Below are 19,386 nucleotides of genomic sequence, written 5' to 3'. Positions count from 1 at the left end.
CTGGTCAGGTTGGTCAGAGTCCGTACCGGCTGGTCAGGACTTTCCGAGTTCGTCGTCGATGATGTTGAAGACGTCGTCGAGCGTGGCCGCGGTCAAGTCGTCCGCCGCGGGCTCGGGTTCGCCCTCGTCCCACGTGGACAGGAGCGACCGGAGCCGCAGCCGGATGTCCCCGGCCAGGACGTCGTTCGGGTCGAGCTTGGAGATGGTGACCGTCAGCTTGTTCAGCTCGCTGAGTACCGCGGCGGCGGGTGTGCCGTCGCCGGCGAGCACCGTCGTGCGCAGGTGGGCCGCGAGGGCCGCCGGGTTCGGGTGGTCGAACACCAGGGTGGCGGGCAGTCGTGAGTCGACCTCGGCGTCGAGCCTGTTGCGCAGTTCCACGGCGGTGAGTGAGTCGAAGCCGAGTTCCTTGAAGGCACGGTCCGCCTCGACGGCGTCCGGTCCGGGGAAGCCGAGCACGGCCGCGGTGTGGGTGCGGACGAGCTGTACGAGGGCCCGGTCCTGCTCCGCTTCGGTGAGTCCTGCGAGCCGCTGGGCGAGCGGGACCGCGCCGGGGCCGCCGTCGCCGGACCGTGCGGACCGGCGTGCGGGCGTCGGAACCAGGCCGCGCAGCAGCGGCCGTACCTGTTCCGGGTGGGCCCGCAGCGCTGCCAGGTCGATCGCGGCGGGCACCGCGGTCGCGGTGCCGGACGCGCGTGCCGCGTCGAACAGGGCCATGCCGTCGGCGGAGGAGAGCGGGGTCATGCCGCCCCTCGCCATCCGCTGCACGTCGGCGTCGTCCAGGTGCCCTGTGATGCCGCTGGCCTCGGCCCACAGGCCCCAGGCCAGCGAGGTCGCGGGCAGCCCGGCGGCCCTGCGGTGCTGTGCGAGCGCGTCGAGGAAGGCGTTGGCGGCCGCGTAGTTGCCCTGGCCGGGGCCGCCGAAGACACCGGCGGCGGCGGAGAAGAGCACGAATGCCGTGAGGTCCTTCTCCCGGGTCAGCTCGTGCAGGTGGAGCGCGGCGTCGGCCTTGGGTCCGAACACCGCGTCGACGTGCTCCGGTGTCAGGGACTCGATCACGCTGTCGTCCAGGACGCCCGCCGTGTGGACGACGGCGGTCACGGGGTGCTCGGCGAGGAGCGCGGCGACCGCGGCGCGGTCGCCGACGTCGCACCGGACGACCGTGACGCGTGCGCCCAGTTCGGCCAGTTCCCGGCGCAGGTCGTCCGCGCCCGGTGTGGCCGGGCCGCGCCTTCCGGTCAGTACGAGGTCCCGGACTCCGTGGCGGGTGACGAGGTGCCGTGCGGTCAGGCCGCCGAGCACGCCGAGTCCACCGGTGATGAGCACGGTGCTGTCGGGGGTGAACGCCGTCTGCTCGGGAGCGTCGGCCGGGGTGGTGAGCCGTGCCAGCCTGGCCACCGTGGCGGTGCCGTTCCTGACGGCGATCTGCGGTTCCCCGGTCGCCACGGCGGCGGGCAGCCTGCGCAGCGACTTCTCGTTCGCGTCCACGTCGACGAGCACGAACCGCGCCGGGTGCTCCGACTGTGCCGACCGCGCCAGGCCCCATGCGGGAGCCCGCACCAGGTCCGTCACGTCCTCGTCCGGTCCTGCCGGTACCGCGCTGCTCGTCAGGAACACGAGCTGCGTCGCGGCGAACCGGTCGTCCGCCAGCCACCTCTGGAGCAGGTCGAGGGTGTGGTGGGTCGCCTCGCGGGGGCTCGTCGCGCCCTCGCCCGGCGTCACGGCCACGTACCGGGGCACGGGCACGCCTGCGTCGACGGCGGCGAGGAGTGCGGCCAGGTCGGCGTGCTCGTCGACCGGTCCGCCGGCCGCGGTGAGCGCGTGGGCGATGCGGGCGGTGTCGTTGCCGAGGACCGCCCAGGTGCCGGTCTCGGGAGCGGCGTCCGGCATCGGCACCCACTTCACCTCGAACAGCGAGTCGCGGTGGGCGGAGCGTGCGGTGTTGAGCTGGTCGGCCGAGAAGGGGCGCAGGATCAGTTCGTCCACGGCGGCGACCGCCTCGCCGGAGCCGTCGGTGACGAGCACCGCCACGGCGTCCACGCCGACCGGCGTCAGCCGGACCCGCAGCTGCGTCGCACCGGTGGCGAGGAGCCGCACCCCGGACCACGAGAACGGGAGCCCGTCCGAGCTCACCCCGAGCCCGACGGCGTGCAGCGCGGCGTCCAGGAGAGCCGGGTGCAGGCCGAAGCCCTCGTCGGCGATGCCGTCCGGCAGCGCCACTTCGGCGAACACCTCGTCGCCCTTGCGCCAGGCGGCGCGCAGGCCATGGAAGGCGGGGCCGTGGTCGAGGCCGGATGCGGCGACGGTGGCGTAGTGGCTGTCGACGTCGAGCGGTTCGGCCTCGCTCGGCGGCCAGACGACGAGGTCGTCGGTGACGGGGGGTGCATCGGCCGTCAGGGTGCCGGTGGCGTGGCGGGTCCAGTCACCGCCCTCGTCTCCTCGGGAGTCCACGGTGAACGCCCGCACGCCGGACGCGTCGGGGCCGTCGAGGCTGAGCCGTATCTGGACGCCGTCCCGCTCGGGCAGCACCAGGGGCGCTTCGATGACCAGGTCGTCCAGGGACGCGCAGCCGACGTGGTCGCCGGCGCGCAGCGCGAGGTCCACGTAGGCCGCGCCGGGGAGCACGGCGGTGTCCAGGAGTCGGTAGTCGGTGAGCCAGGGGTGGGTGCGCAGGGACAGTCTGCCGCTGAACACGAGGCTCTCGGAGTCGGCGAGTTCGGTGACGGCGGCGAGCAGGGGGTGGTCCACGCGCCCGAGGCCGGCCGAGGTCACGTCGCCGGACGCGGCGTGGGCCGTCGTGGGCCAGAAGCGGCTGCGCTGGAAGGGGTAGGTGGGCAGGTCCACGCGGCGTGCGTCGGGGAGCGGCAGGGCTACCCGGCCGCCGCGCACGAACAGGCTGCCTGCCGAGTTCAGGAGTCGGTCCTTGCCGCCGTCGCCGCGCCGCAGGGAGCCGACCACCAGGCCTTCGGGGCCTGCCAGTTCGCCGAGTCCGGCCACCAGGACGGGGTGCGGGCTGACCTCGACGAAGGTGGTGAAGCCCTCCGCCACCAGGGTGGACACGGAGTCCGCGAACTCCACCGTCTGCCGCAGGCTGCGGTACCAGTAGGAGGCGTCCAGGTCACGGGTGTCCAGCCAGCCGCCGGTCAGCGGCGAGTAGTACGGCACGTCGCCGGAGCGCGGCGTCACATCGGCGAGGCCTTCCAGGATCTCCGTCTCGACCTGCTCGACGTGGTGGGAGTGCGGGGCGTAGTCCGCCTGGACCCGCCGCGCCCACGTCCCCCGCTCGGTGCAGACCTCCATCAGCTCGTCCAGCGCGGCGGCGTCACCGGAGACGACGACGGACGCGGGGCCGTTCACCACGCCGACGGCGAGCTGTCCGTCCCACCGCGCGATGAGTTCCCGTACGTCGTCCACGCCGAGCGCGACCGAGACCATGCCGCCCTGGCCGGACAGGGCGGTCAGCGCCTTGCTCCGCAGGACGGCGAGGCGCGTCGCGTCCTCCAGGGACAGGGCGCCCGCGACGCACGCCGCGGCGATCTCGCCCTGCGAGTGCCCCAGTACGGCGCTCGGCTCGACGCCCCAGGAACGCCAGGTGGCGGCAAGGGACACCATCACCGCGAACAGGGCGGGCTGCACGACGTCAAGACGTTCCATCAGGCCGGGGTCCTGGATCGCGTCGAGGAGCGACCAGTCGACGTACGCGTCGAGTGCCTCGGCGCACTCCTCCATCCGTATGCGGAACTCCGGCGAGGAGTCGAGGAGTTCCAGGGCCATGCCGACCCACTGCGTGCCGTGGCCGGGGAACACGAACACCGTGCCGGTGCCGCGGTTCTCGGCCGCGCCGGTCACGACGTTCGGCGCCTCGCGGCCGTCGGCCAGGGCGGTGAGACCGGCGAGGAACTCCTGCCGGTCGACGCCCACCACGACGGCCCGGTGGTCGAACACCGCGCGGGACCGCAGCGAGTGGGCGACGTCGGCGACCGACACGGCCGCGTCGGCGCGCTCGCACTCCTCGCCGAGGCGGGACGCCTGCTCCCGCAGGGCTTCGGCGGTGCGCGCCGAGAGCACCCACGGCACGACGGTCGGTTCTGCCGGCTCCGCCGGTTCGATTTCGGGGGAAGGCGTCTCGGGGGCCTGCTCGATGATGGTGTGGGCGTTCGTGCCGCTGAAGCCGAACGACGACACACCGGCGCGCCAGGGCCGGTCCACGGCAGGCCACTCACGCCGGTCGGTGAGCAGTTCCATCGCTCCTGCCGACCAGTCCACGTGCGACGACGGTTCTGTGACGTGCAGCGTCTGCGGCAGTACGCCGTGCCGCATCGCCATGACCATCTTGATCACACCCGCCACACCGGCAGCCGCCTGCGTGTGACCAATGTTGGACTTCACCGAACCGAGCAACAGCGGCCGGTCGGCGGGACGGCCCTGGCCGTAGGTGGCAAGGAGCGCCTGCGCCTCGATCGGGTCGCCCAGGGTGGTGCCGGTGCCGTGCGCCTCGACCGCGTCCACGTCGGACGGTGCAAGGCCCGCCCCGGCGAGCGCCTGGCGGATGACGCGCTGCTGCGAGGGGCCGTTCGGGGCGGTGAGGCCGTTGGAAGCACCGTCCTGGTTGACCGCGGATCCCCTTACGACGGCGAGCACTTCATGGCCGTTGCGCTGCGCGTCGGACAGCCGCTCGACGATCAGCATGCCGACGCCCTCGCCCCAGCCCGTGCCGTCGGCGCTGTCGGAGAACGCCTTGCAGCGGCCGTCCACGGACAGCCCGCGCTGGCGGCTGAACTCGATGAACGCACCCGGCGTCGACATCACCGTCACGCCGCCCGCGAGAGCCAGTTCGCACTCACCCGACCGCAGGGCCTGCGCGGCCAGGTGCAGGGCGACCAGGGACGACGAGCACGCCGTGTCCACCGTCACCGCGGGTCCTTCGAGGCCGAACGTGTACGAGAGGCGGCCGGACATGACGCTCGCCGCGCTGCCGGTCGCCACGTGCCCGCCCACGTCCTCGACGGCCTCGCCGAGGACAAGCCCGTAGTCCTGCACGTTCGAGCCGACGAACACGCCGACTCGCTCGCCGCGGACCGAGTTCGGGTCGATTCCGGCCCGCTCGAACGCCTCCCAGGAGGTTTCCAGGAGCAGTCGCTGCTGCGGGTCCATGGCGAGGGCCTCACGGGGCGAGGTCCCGAAGAAGGTCGCGTCGAAGTCCGCCACCTGGTCGAGGAAGGCGCCCCTGCGCGAGTACGTCGTGCCGATGCCCGCGGGGTCCGGGTCGTACAGCGCCTCCAGGTCCCAGCCACGGTCGGCCGGGAAGTCCGTGACCGCGTCCCCGCCCGACAGGAGCACCTGCCACAGCTCCTCCGGGCTTGTGACGCCGCCGGGGTACCGGCACGTCATCGCCACGATCGCGATCGGCTCGTCGGTCATGACCGGCCGCGCGGTGTCCGGCGTCAGGGGCGCCTCGCCGTGCGGTTCAAGGACCGCGGACAGCAGGTGGTCGGCGAGCGCCGCGGGGGTGGGGTAGTCGAAGACCACGGTCGCGGGCAGGGTCAGGCCGGATGCGGCCGCGAGACCGTTGCGCAGTTCCACGGCGGTCAGCGAGTCGAAGCCAAGGTCCCGGAAGGCCCGGTCGGGGTCGACGGCGCCGGCCGTGGTGTGGCCCAGGACGGCGGCTGCCTGCGCCACCACCAGGCCGCGCACCAGTTCGTCCTGCTTCGCCTTGTCCAGGCCGGTGAGCCGGTCCCGCAGCTCGGCTCCGTCCCGGCCGGATCCGTCCGGCCCGTCAGCACCGTCGGCTCCGGCGATCCGGCCCGCGACCGCGTCGCGTGCCTCGACCAGGTCGGCGAAGAGCGGGCTCGGTCTGCCGATGGTGAACGCGGGGGCGAACCGTTCCCAGTCGACGTCCACCACGACCGTGCTCGCCGCGGTGCCGCCGACCGCGTCGGCGATGGCACCCACCGCGAGTTCGGGCGACAGCGCCAGGAGGCCGCGCCGGGAGAGCTGGCGCTGCGCCTCGTCGTCGGCCATCCCGCCACCGCCCCAGGGACCCCAGGCCACGGCTGTGCCCGGCAGGCCGTGCGCGGTGCGGTGCTCGGCGAGCGCGTCGAGGTAGGCGTTGGCCGCGCTGTAGCCGACCTGACCGCCGCTGCCCCAGATGCCTGCGATCGAGGAGTAGGAGAGGAACGCGTCGAGCGGCGTGTCGGCGAGCAGCTCGTGCAGGTGCGCGGCACCCGCCACCTTGGCGCCGACCACGTCGGCGAAGCGCGCGAGGTCGGTCTCCTCGACAGGGGTGCTGTCGTTGAGTCCGGCGGTGTGCACGACGGCGTCGACCTGGTCTCCGGCGGCCGCCAGGCCGTCGAGCAGGGCGGCGAGCCCGTCCCGGTCGGCGATGTCGACGGCGGCGATCGTGACGCGTGCGCCCAGCTCGATGAGCTCGGCCTCCAACTCGGCGGCGCCATCGGCCTCGGAACCGCGTCGGCTCACCAGCACGATGTGCTCGGCGCCGTGCGCCGCCGACCACCGGGCGACCCTGGCACCCAGGGCGCCGAGACCTCCGGTCACCAGAACCGTCCCGCGTGGCGTCCAGCCGGATTCCGGGGCGGCCGGGTCGGCCCGGCGGAGGCGACGTGCGAAGACACCGGATCCGCGTACGGCGACCTGGTCCTCCGCCCCGCCGAGCAGCCCGCACAGCCGTGCGGCCACCCGCTGGTCCACCGTTTCCGGCACGTCGGCCAACCCGCCCCAGCGGGCAGGGAGTTCCAGGGCCGCGGCCCGGCCGAGACCCCACACCATGGACTGCGCGAAGCCTGCGACCGCGTCACCCGCGACCGCCGCCACGGCACCCGACGTCACGCACCAAAGCGGCGCCTGTACGTCGGCCTCGCCGAGCGCCTGGACCAGCGCGAGGGTGGCTGCCACGCCGTTCGGCACGGCGGGGTGGTCGGGGTACGGCGACTCGTCGAACGCCAGCAGCGACAGGACTCCGCCGACCTCTTCTCCCCGCGCGAGAACCTGCGTGACGCCGGAGCGCAGCGCGTGGGCGAGGGCTGTGCGGTCCGTGCGGTCCGTGCGGTCCGTTCGGTCCGTTCGGTCCGTGGGGTCCGCCTCTTCTGGCTCGACCACGACGAGCGACAGGCCGCTCTCCGCGAGCAGTTCGCTCAGCGCGGCGGCGCGCTCGTCACCGGTGGGCGCCACGACCAGCCACGTGCCCGAGGGTGGCGTCGTCGCCGGGACACCGACGGACTTCCAGCCGACGGTGTAACGCCACTTGTCCCATGTGGACTTCTCGTGACTCCGACGTCGCCACGACGTCAGGAACGGCAGCACGGCGCGGAGCGAGTCGGTCGCACCGTCGTCGGTGATGCCCAGGGACGACGCGAGCGCGGACGCCTCCTCGCTGTCCACCGCGGCCCAGAACCGTGCCTCGTCCGCGTTCGGAGCTGCCTCGGCGGCGACGGGCGGAGCGTCCATCCAGTAGCGCTGGTGCTGGAACGCGTACGTCGGCAGATCCACCCGCCGGGCACCACTGCCCGCGAAGTACGCCGCCCAGTCGACCGCCACGCCCCGCGTGTGCAGCGCGGCGACCGTGGTGACCAGCGCGGTCTCCTCAGCCCTGTCCGCACGCAACGCAGGCAGGAACACCGCATCGGGCGCACTCCCGAGACCCAGAGCGGACAACGTCCCACCCGGACCGACCTCGACGAACACCTCCGCACCCTGCTCACGCAACGCCACAACCGCGTCATGGAACCGAACGGCCCCACGTACGTGCCGCACCCAGTACTCCGGCGAGGCGAGTTCCTCGGCGGTGGCCGGGCAGCCGGTCAGCGTGGACACGATGGGGATCGCGGGAGCCCCGTACGACACGCCTTCGAGCACTCGGCGGAAGTCGTCAAGGATCGGGTCCATCAGTGGCGAGTGGAACGCGTGACTCACGCGGAGGCGGGTGACCTTGCGGCCGGCTTCGCGCCAGCGCTCGGCGAGGTTCTCCACGTCGGCGGCGACTCCCGAGACGACCACCGAGGTCGGGCCGTTCACCGCGGCAATCCCGACGGTTTCCGGGAGTTCCGATGCGACCTCGGCCTCGGAGGCCTGGATCGCCACCATCGCGCCACCCGTCGGCAACGCCTGCATCAGAGCACCACGCGCCGCCACCACCTTGACCGCGTCCGCCAGCGACCACACGCCCGCCACATGAGCCGCGGCCAGCTCACCGATCGAGTGCCCGGCAAGGACATCGGGGCGCACACCCCACGACTGCAGGAGCCGGAACAGCGCGACCTCGACCGCGAACAGCGCGGGCTGCGTCACCCCCGTCTCGTTCAGCGCATCGGCATCCTCACCGAAGAGGACTTCGCGTACCTCCGGCTCGAACTCCGCAAGCACAGCGTCCAGAGCCTCGGCGAACACCGGGTAACGGGCGGCCAGTTCACGACCCATACCGAGCCGCTGCGCCCCCTGCCCCGAGAACAGGAAGGCCAACCGGCCGGGCTCGCCCGCGACTCCACCGACCACGGCACCGGTCGTCCGGCCATCGGCCACGGCAGTCAAGGCCGCCAGGAACTCGGACCGGTCGGCGGCCACGACCACCGCACGGTGATCCAGCACCGACCGTGACGTCGCGAGCGAGTAGCCGATGTCGACCGGTGCGTGCTCGTCCACCAAGGACAGCAGGCGCTCGGCCTGGCCACGCAACGCGCCCTCGTCGCCCGCCGAAAGGACCCACGGCACCAGGCCGCCGTCACGCACCGGCTGCTGAGCTTCTGCCGGGTCCGCCGGCTCGACCGTCGGGGCCTGCTCGATGATGGCGTGCGCGTTCGTACCGCTGAAGCCGAACGACGACACACCGGCGCGCCACGGCCGGTCCGCGGCAGGCCACTCGCGCTGGTCGCTGAGCAGTTCCACGGCGCCCGCCGACCAGTCGACGTGCGGTGACGGCTCGTCCGCGTGCAGGGTGCGCGGCAGTACGCCGTGCTGCATCGCCATGACCATCTTGATCACGCCCGCCACACCGGCAGCCGCCTGCGTGTGGCCGATGTTCGACTTGATCGAACCGAGCCACAGCGGCCGTTCGGCGGGACGGTCCTGGCCGTAGGTGGCGAGGAGCGCCTGCGCCTCGATCGGGTCGCCCAGCTTCGTGCCCGTGCCGTGCGCCTCCACCGCGTCCACGTCGGACGGTGCCAGGCCCGCACCTGCGAGCGCCTGGCGGATGACCCGCTGCTGTGACGGGCCGTTCGGGGCGGTCAGGCCGTTGGAAGCGCCGTCCTGGTTGACCGCGGAACCACGGATGACGGCCAGGACCGGGTGCCCGTTGCGCTGTGCGTCCGAAAGGCGCTCGACGAGCAGCATGCCGACGCCTTCGCCCCAGCTGGTGCCGTCGGCGCCTGCTCCAAATGCCTTGCACCGGCCGTCCAACGACAGTCCGCGCTGCCTGCTGAACTCGATGAACGCGCCCGGCGTCGACATCACCGTCACACCGCCGGCCAGCGCGGACGAGCACTCACCGGACCGCAGTGCCTGCACCGCAAGGTGCAGGGCCACCAGCGACGACGAGCACGCCGTGTCCACGGTGACGGCCGGGCCCTCGAAGCCGAACGTGTAGGACAGGCGGCCCGAGGCCACACTGGCCGCGTTGCCGGTCGCCACATAGCCGCCCACGTCCTCGGCCGCGTCGCCGAGCACGAGGCCGTAGTCCTGGGCATTCGAGCCGACGAACACGCCGACGCGCTCGCCGCGCAGCGACGCAGAGTCGACCCCGGCCCGTTCGAGCAGCTCCCAGGAGGTCTCGAGCAGCAGCCGCTGCTGCGGGTCCATCGCAAGGGCCTCACGCGGCGAGATCCCGAAGAAGCCCGCGTCGAACCCGCTCACGTCCGACATGAACGCGCCGGAGCGCAGGTACGTGGTCCCCACCGAGTCCGGGTCGGGGTCGTACAGCGCCTCGACGTCCCAGCCGCGGTCCGTCGGGAACTCCGTCACCGCGTCCCCGCCCGACAGCAGGACGTCCCACAGGTCCTCCGGGCTCGCCACACCACCCGGGAACCGGCACGCCATCGACACGATCGCGATCGGCTCGTCGGTCACACCGGACACAGCAACAGGGTTGGTGGGGGTGGGCGTTGCGTCCACGCCGGACAGTTCCACGCGCAGATAGGCCGCCAGGGCCGCGGCCGTCGGGTAGTCAAACACCAGGGTCGCGGGCAGGGCGATGCCGGTGGCCTCGCGGAGCCGTGCGCGCAGCTCCACGGCCGTCAGCGAGTCGAAGCCGAGCTCCTTGAAGGCACGCGTCGGCGAGAGGGCGTCACCGGACACGTGGCCCAGCACCGCGGCAGCCTCGTACCGGACCAGCTCGGTGAGCTGCCGCTCCTGCTCGGCCTCATCGAGGCCCGCGAGCCGCTGTGCGAGTGCCGACGTGCTGCCCAGCTCTGCCGGAGCGGCATCGAACGCCGCACGCACCTCGGGCAGTTCACCGAGCAGGGCGCTGGGGCGCTGCGCCATGAAGGTGCCTGCGAACCGGGTCCAGTCGACGTCGGCGACGACGATGTTCCCGTCCCCGCGCTCCAGGGCCGTGGCCAGGCCGGCGACAGCCACATCCGGATCCATCGTCGCCAGACCCCAGCGGTGCAGCTGCGTGGCCTGCTCGGTGGTCGCGACCATGCCGCCACCGCCCCACGGGCCCCATGCGACGGCTGTGGCAGGTAGACCGGCCGCTCGGCGGTGCCCGGCGAGAGCATCGAGGTACGCGTTGGCAGCCGCGTACGCGCCCTGCCCGCTGCTGCCCCACACTCCGGCGATGGACGAGAACAGCACGAACGCGTCCAACTGCGTGTCAGCGAGGAGCTCGTGCAGATTGCGCGCGCCGTCGACCTTCGCCGTCAGTACGTCGGAGAACTCGGAGAGGTCGCCGAGGTCGAGGTCGGCGAGGGCCGCCGAACGCTCGATGCCTGCCGCATGTACGACCGCGGTGAGCGGGAACTCGGTGGGGACGGACGCAAGGACATCCGCCAACGCATCGCGATCGGCCGCGTCGCAGGCCGCGATCGTGACCTGGGCACCCAACTCGGTCAGCTCGGCGCGCAGTTCCTCCGCGCCGTCGGCGTCCAGTCCACGCCTGCTGGTCAGCAGCAGGTGCTCGGCCCCGTGCGCCGCCAGCCAGCGCGCCACGTGGCCGCCGAGGGCGCCGGTGCCACCGGTGACAAGCACGGTGCCACGCGGCGACCAAGCGTCCCCGGACGCCTTGCCCACCGGAGCGGTGACCAGCCTGCGGCTGAGGATCTTGCCACCGCGCAACGCGACCTGGTCCTCGCCACTGGTCCCGGCGAGCACGGCAGCCAGCAGATCACCGGCCCCGTCGTCCTGCGCCTCGGGCAGATCAACGAGACCGCCCCAGCGGCCGGGCTGCTCCAGCGCGGCCACCCGGCCAAGGCCCCACAGCATCGACTGCTCGAACCCGGCAACCACATCGTCCGCGCCCACCGACACCGCGCCCGAGGTCAAGCACCACAGCGGCACATCCGCCTCACCCAGCGCCTGCAACAGCCCCACCGTGGCCACGACACCCGCAGGCACGGTCGAATCACCCGCATCAGCGAGCCCCAGCAAGGAGACCACGCCGTTCAGATCCGACAGACCGGCCAACTGCTGGTCCCAGTGCACCGCTTCCGCGTCCACGTGCAGGACGTACACATCGTCCGCACCGTTGCGGGTCAGCGCGTCGCCGACCCACTCGGCGCGCTCCTCACCGGTCGGTGCGACAACCAGCCAGGCACCGTCCAGTAGCCGACTCCCTGCGGCAACCGACCGCCACTCGACCCGATACCGCCAGCCATCGGCGGTGGACCGCTCCCGCTGCTTCCGACGCCACGCGGACAGATGGGGCAGCACCGCGCTCAACGGGTCGTCGGACGACACGCCCAGCGTGTGAGCGAGATCCGCGATGTCGCCCTCCTCCACGACCTCCCAGAACCGCGCCTCCACCGGCGATATCCGCTCGGAGTTCTCCTCTGCGGCCGGTGCGTCCAGCCAGAAGCGCTCACGCTGGAACGCGTACGTCGGCAGGTCCACCCGCCGCGTGCCACGACCGGCGAGGAACGCCTCCCAGTCCACCTCGACACCGCGTACGTGCAACTTCCCGACAGCCGTGGTGGCGGCCACCGCCTCCGGGCGGTCGCCGCGCAGCGTCGGTACGAAGGCCGCTTCCGGCGCGGACTCCTGGCCCAGCGCGGACAGCGTGCCGCCGGGGCCGACCTCGACGAACGTGGTCACACCCTCGTCCCGCAACGTACTCACGGCGTCGGCAAAGCGCACGGACTCGCGTACGTGCCGCACCCAGTACTCCGGGGAAGCGAGTTCCTCGGCGGTGGCGCGGACGCCGGTCAGCGTGGACACGATGGGGATCTCGGGCGCCTCGTACGACACTGCTTCCAGCACTCGGCGGAAGTCGTCAAGCATCGGGTCCATCAACGGCGAGTGGAACGCGTGACTGACCTTCAGGCGAGACACCTTCCGCCCCGCCTCACGCCAACGCTCAGCCACCATTTCCACGTCACCGTCGACACCAGAAATGACCGCCGAGGCAGGGCCGTTGACCGCAGCGATACCGACGGTCTCCGGCAGATCCGACCCAACCTCGCCCTCGGACGCCTGGATCGCGACCATCGCACCGCCAGACGGCAGCGCCTGCATCAACGCACCACGCGCCGACACCACCTTGACCGCGTCCGCCAGCGACCACACACCCGACACATGAGCCGCAGCCAACTCACCGATCGAATGCCCCGCCAGCACATCCGGCCGCACACCCCACGACCGCAGGAGCCGGAACAACGCCACCTCGACCGCGAACAGAGCGGGCTGCGTCACACCCGTCTCGTTCAGCGCATCGGCATCCTCACCGAACAACACCTCACGGACCTCAGGCCCAAATTCCGCAAGCACAGCATCCAGAGCCTCGGCGAACACCGGGAAACGGGACGCCAGTTCACGCCCCATCCCCAGCCGCTGCGAACCCTGACCCGAGAACAAGAAGCCAAGTCGCTGCGGCACCGCCTCACCCACCACGACACCCGCGCCGCCACGCCCCTCGGCCAGCGCACTCAGAGCCGACTGGAACTCTGCGGGCTCCGCGGCGACCACCACCGCGCGGTGGTCAAGGACGGCCCGTGAGAACGCCAGCGCACGGGCCACGTCCGCCACGGCCAGGTCAGGCGATCCGTCCACGAAGGCCTTGAGCCGTGCTGCCTGCTCCCGCAGCGCCTCGGGGGTGTTGGCCGACAGCGTCCACGGGAGGGCCGTGCCGGCCGGCAGCGGCTCCGGGAGGTCTTCCTGCTCGATCTCAGGGGTCTGCGGGGCCTGCTCGATGATGGCGTGGGCGTTCGTGCCGCTGAAGCCGAACGACGACACACCGGCCCGCCACGGCTGACCCGTCTCCGGCCACGGGCGCGTCTCCGTCAGCAACTCCACCGCACCCGTGGACCAGTCCACGTGCGGTGACGGTTCGTCCGCGTGCAGCGTGCGCGGCAGTACTCCGTGCCGCATCGACATGACCATCTTGATCACACCCGCCACACCGGCAGCCGCCTGCGTGTGGCCGATGTTCGACTTGATCGAACCGAGCCACAGCGGCCGTTCGGCGGGACGGTCCTGGCCGTACGTCGCGAGGAGCGCCTGCGCCTCGATCGGGTCGCCCAGCTTGGTGCCGGTGCCGTGCGCCTCGACCGCGTCGACATCGGACGGCACGAGGCCCGTTGCCTCCAGCGCTGCCCGGATGACCCGCTGCTGCGAGGGGCCGTTCGGGGCGGTCAGGCCGTTGGAAGCGCCGTCCTGGTTGACGGCGGATCCCCGTACGACCGCGAGGACTTGGTGGCCGTTGCGCTGTGCGTCCGAGAGGCGCTCCACGAGCAGCATGCCGATGCCCTCGCCCCAGCCGGTGCCGTCCGCGTCCGCTCCGAAGGCCTTGCACCGGCCGTCGACCGAAAGCCCGCGCTGGCGGCTGAACTCCACGAACGCGGCCGGCGTGGACATCACCGTCACGCCGCCCGCGAGGGCCAGTTCGCACTCACCCTTCTGCAGGGCTTGTACCGCAAGGTGCAGGGCGACCAGGGACGACGAGCACGCCGTGTCCACCGTCACCGCGGGGCCTTCGAGGCCGAACGTGTACGACAGGCGGCCGGAGATGACACTCGCCGCGCTGCCGGTGCCGAAGTAGCCGTCGACGCTGTCCGGCGCGGCCATCATCAGCGTCGTGTAGTCCTGGCCGTTCGTGCCGACGAACACGCCCGAGCTGCTGCCACGCAGTGAGTTGGGGTCAATGCCCGCCCTCTCGAAGGCCTCCCAGGAGGTTTCGAGGAGCAGTCGCTGCTGCGGGTCCATGGCGAGGGCCTCACGCGGCGAGATCCCGAAGAACGTCGGGTCGAAGTCCGCCACTTGGTCGAGGAATGCGCCCATGCGGGAGTACGACGTGCCGACGCTCGCCGCGTCCGGGTCGGGGTTGTACAACGCCTCGACGTCCCAGCCGCGGTCGGTGGGGAACTCCGTCACCGCGTCCCCGCCGGACAGCAGGACGTCCCACAGGTCCTCCGGGCTCGCCACACCGCCCGGGAACCGGCACGCCATCGACACGATCGCGATCGGCTCGTCGGTCACACCGGACACAGCGCTGGGGACGGAGGCGGTGGGCGCGGCCCCGGACAGTTCCACGCGCAGATAGGCCGCCAGGGCCGCGGCCGTCGGGTAGTCGAACACCACGGCCGCGGGCAGGGCGATGCCGGTGGCCTCGCTGAGGCGTGCGCGCAGTTCCACGGCCGTCAGCGAGTCGAAGCCGAGCTCCCTGAAGGCACGCGTGGCGGAGAACGCGTCAGCGGACGCATGGCCGAGCACCGCGGCCGCCTCGGACCGGACCAGCTCGGTGAGCTGCCGCTCCTGCTCGGCCTCGTCAAGGCCCGCGAGCCGCTGCGCGAGAGCCGACGTGCTGCCCTGCTCGGCGGTAGCGGAGTCGAACGCGGCGCGCACCTCGGGGAGTTCACTCAGGAGCGCGCTCGGGCGCTGGGCCATGAAGGTGCCCGCGAACCGGGTCCAGTCGACGTCGGCGACGGTTACCTTGCCGTCTCCGTGTTCGATGGCCGAGCCGAGACCGGCGAGCGCCGCCTCGGGGTCCATCGTGATGAGGCCGAGGCGCTGGAGGTGGGCGGCCTGCCCGGAGTCCTCGACCATGCCGCCGCCGCCCCACGGGCCCCATGCCACGGCCGTGGCGGGCAGACCGGCAGCCCTGCGGTGGTCTGCGAGGGCGTCCAGGTAGGCGTTGGCCGCCCCATAGGCTGCCTGGCCGCCGCTGCCCCACACTCCGGCGATGGACGAGAACAGCACGAACGCGTCCAACTGCGCGTCGGCAAGGAGCTCGTGCAGATTGCGCGCGCCGTCGACCTTCGCCGCCAAGACCTCACCGAACCCGGTGAGGTCGTCCGGTTCGAGGTCGGCGAGAGCGGCCGAGCGCTCGACGCCTGCCGTGTGCACGACGGCGGTGAGCGCCGGGACGCTCTCAAGCAGCGCCGCGACGGCGTTCCGGTCGGCCACGTCACAGGTGGCGAACGTGACGCGCGCGCCCAGCTCCACGAGCTCGGCCTCCAGCTCATCCGCCCCTTGTGCGGCCCGGCCGCGGCGGGCTGCCAGCACGATGTGCTCGGCTCCGTGCGTCGCCAGCCAGCGCGCCACGTGGCCGCCCAGGGCGCCGGTGCCGCCGGTGACGAGGACCGTGCCGCGCGGCGACCAGTTCTCGCCGGAAGTGTCGCCGCCCAGCGGGGCGGGGACGAGTCTGCGGCCGAGGATCTCGTTGCCGCGCAGGGCGATCTGGTCTTCGCCGGTCGTCTCGGCGGGGCCCGTCGGTTCGGCGAGGGCCGAGGCGAGGAGGTCTCCGGTCTTCTCGTTCTGCGTCTCGTCCTGCGTCTCGCCCTGCGTCTCGGGCAGGTCGACCAATCCGCCCCAGCGGTTGGGGTGTTCCAGCGCGGCCACCCGGCCAAGGCCCCACAGCATCGACTGCTCGAACCCGGCAACGCTCTCGCTCTCGCCCACCGAGACCGCGCCCGACGTCAGGCACCACAGCGGTGCGGACACGTCCGCGTCACCGAGCGCTCGTAAGAGCCCGATCGTGGCCGCCACACCCGCAGGCACGGACGATGCGCCCGCGTCAGCGAGCCCCAGCAGCGAAACGACTCCGCCCAGAGACGGAAGCCCGGCCAACGGCTCCGCCCAGTCGACCGACTCCGCCGGGTCCACGTGCAGGACGTGCACGTCGTCCGCGCCGTTCCGCGTCAGCGACTCACGCACCCACTCGGCGCGCTCTTCACCGGTCGGTGCGACAACCAGCCAGGCACCGTCCAGTCGCCGACTCCCTGCGGCAACCGACCGCCACTCGACCCGATACCGCCAGCCATCGGCGGTGGACCGCTCCCGCTGCTTCCGACGCCACGCCGACAGGCGAGGCAGCACCGCACTCAACGGGTCGTCGGACGACACGCCCAGCGTGCGGGCGAGATCAGCGGGATCGCCCTCCTCCACAACCTCCCAGAAGCGCGCCTCCACGGGCGAAATCCGCTCGGCGCTCTCCTCCGCGGCCGGCGCGTCCAGCCAGTAGTGCTCGCGCTGGAACGCGTACGTCGGCAGGTCGACCCGGGTGGCGCCGCTGCCGTCGAAGAGGGCGGTCAGGTCCACCGGGACACCGCGTACGTGCAGTTGACCGATGGCGGTGGTCAGTGCGACGAGTTCGGAGCGGTCACCACGCAGGGTGGGTACGAAAGCGGCCTCCGGGGCGCTGAGCTGCCCGAGACCGGAAAGTACGCCGCCGGGACCGACCTCCAGGAAGACGTCGACGCCTTGCTCACGCAGCCCCAGGACCGCGCCGTGGAACCGCACGGACTCACGCACGTGCCGCACCCAGTACTCCGCCGAACCCAATTCCTCGGCGGTCACACGGGCACCGGTCAGCGTGGACACGAGAGGGATCGCGGGCGCCTCGTACGACACGCCCTCCAGAACCCGGCGAAACTCATCCAGCATCGGGTCCATCAACGGCGAGTGGAACGCATGACTCACCTTCAGGCGAGACACCTTCCGACCCGCCTCACGCCAACGCTCAGCCACTGCCTCCACATCACCCGCGACACCCGAAATCACCACTGAAGACGGGCCGTTGACCGCAGCAATCCCGACGGTCTCCGACAGGTCCGACGCGACCTCGGCCTCGGTGGCCTGGATCGCCACCATCGCCCCACCGGAGGGGAGCGCCTGCATCAGCCCGGCACGCGCCGACACCACCTTCACGGCATCGGCCAGCGACCAGACACCAGCCACATGCGCGGCAGCCAACTCACCGATCGAATGCCCGGCAAGTACGTCGGGGCGCACACCCCACGACTCCAACAGCCTGAACAACGCCACCTCGACCGCGAACAGCGCAGGCTGCGTGATACCCGTCTCGTTCAGCGCATCAGCGTCCTCGCCGAACAGCACCTCACGAACTGCCGGGTCGAATTCACCAAGTACAGCGTCCAAGGCCTCGGCGAACACCGGGAAACGGGCCGCCAGTTCACGCCCCATCCCCAACCGCTGCGACCCCTGACCCGAGAACAAGAAACCCAACCGGTGCGGCGCCGCCTCACCCACCGCGACACCCGCACCACCACGCCCCTCGGCGAGCGCGGTGAGGCGCTCGGTGGTGGTGGTCCGGTCCTCGGCGATGAGGACGGCGCGGTGCTCAAACAGGGACCGTGTCGTGGCCAGCGAGAAGCCGATGCCCGCCGGGTCGAAGTCGGCCGAGGCCTCCACGGCGGACCGGAGGCGGTCGGCCTGCGCGCGCAGTGCGTCGGGGGTGCGGGCGGACAGCACCCACGGCGTGACGGTGGGGGCCGGCAGCTCGGTGGCCGCTGTGGGCTCCGGAGCTTCGGCGTCCGCCGTGGGTGCCGGTTCGGGGGTGGGCGCCTCCTCCAGGATGACGTGGGCGTTCGTGCCGCTCACGCCGAACGAGGACACACCTGCGCGGCGCGGTTCGCCGGACTCCGGCCAGGACTGGCCCTCGGTCAGGAGTTCCACGGTGCCCGCCGACCAGTCGACGTGGCTGCTCGGCTCGTCGACGTGCAGGGTCTTGGGCAGCATGCCGTGCCGCATCGCCATGACCATCTTGATGATGCCGCCGGCTCCGGCCGCCGCCTGGGAGTGGCCGATGTTCGACTTGAGCGAGCCAAGGAGCAGCGGCCGGTCGGCTTCCCGCTCGGCGCCGTAGGTCGCGATGAGGGCCTGGGCCTCGATCGGGTCGCCGAGCGTGGTGCCGGTGCCGTGAGCCTCGACCGCGTCCACCTGCGCAGCGGTGAGCCGCGCGCTGGCAAGGGCCTGGTTGATCACGGTCTGCTGGGACGGGCCGTTCGGCGCGGTCAGGCCGTGGGAGGCGCCGTCCTGGTTCACCGCCGAGCCACGGACGACCGCGAGGATGGGGTGCCCGTTGCGCTGGGCGTCGGAGAGGCGCTCCACCAGGAGCATGCCGACGCCCTCGCCCCAGCCGGTGCCGTCGGCGCTGTCGGAGAACGCCTTGCAGCGGCCGTCCACGGACAGGGCACGCTGACGGCTGTACTCGACGAACGTACGCGGTGTGGACATGAAGGTGGCACCGCCCGCGAGCGCGAGGGAGCACTCGTCGCGGCGCAGCGCCACCATCGCGAGGTGCAGTGCCACCAGGGACGACGAGCATGCCGTGTCCACCGTCACAGCGGGTCCGACGAGGCCGAGCGTGTAGGCGATCCGGCCGGACGCGATGCTGCCCGCGCTGCCGTTGGCGAGGAAGCCCTCGAACCCTTCGGGCGCCTGCGGCAGACGGGTCGCGTAGTCGTTGTACATGACGCCCGCGAACACGCCGGTCCTGCTGTCCCTGGCCTGCGCCGGGTCGATGCCTGCGCGCTCGAAGGCCTCCCACGACGTCTCGAGGAGCAGCCGCTGCTGGGGGTCCATCGCGGCGGCCTCGCGCGGGCTGACCCCGAAGAACGCCGGGTCGAAGCCCGCGGCGCCCTGGAGGAAGCCGCCGTGGCGGGTGATCGAGGTGCCCGCGTGCTCCGGGTCGGGGTCGTAGAGCGATTCGACGTCCCAGCCGCGGTCGGCGGGGAACTCGACCACGGCGTCGCGGCCCTCGGCCACCAACTGCCACAGGTCTTCCGGGGACTCGACACCACCGGGGTAGCGGCAGCTCATCCCGATGATGGCGATGGGCTCGTTCTCCCGCTCCTCGACCTCGCGCAGGCGTCGGCGTGCGGTGCGCAGATCGGTGGTGGCCCGCTTGAGGTAATCGCGGAGCTTGTCCTCGTTCTGCATCTGGCGTGTGCTCCTTACAGCGGTGCGGGGGAGATCGTTGCGGTCCGACTC

Annotated in this window: 1 protein-coding gene; it reads right to left on the bottom strand. The window is 72.2% G+C overall.

The genetic code is table 11. From position 1 onward, the window contains the following. Window positions 1-33: 33 nt before the first annotated feature. Complete coding sequence (locus M4V62_RS39480; protein WP_249592004.1) at window positions 34-19,335, bottom strand: type I polyketide synthase; 19,302 nt, start codon at window positions 19,333-19,335, stop codon at window positions 34-36. Window positions 19,336-19,386: the final 51 nt, after the last annotated feature.

The sequence above is a fragment of the Streptomyces durmitorensis genome, assembly GCF_023498005.1.
In the GTDB taxonomy this organism is placed as follows: Bacteria; Actinomycetota; Actinomycetes; order Streptomycetales; family Streptomycetaceae; genus Streptomyces; species Streptomyces durmitorensis.
Note: the sequence above shows the minus strand (reverse complement) of the source record. Positions and strands in the feature narration are given on the sequence as shown.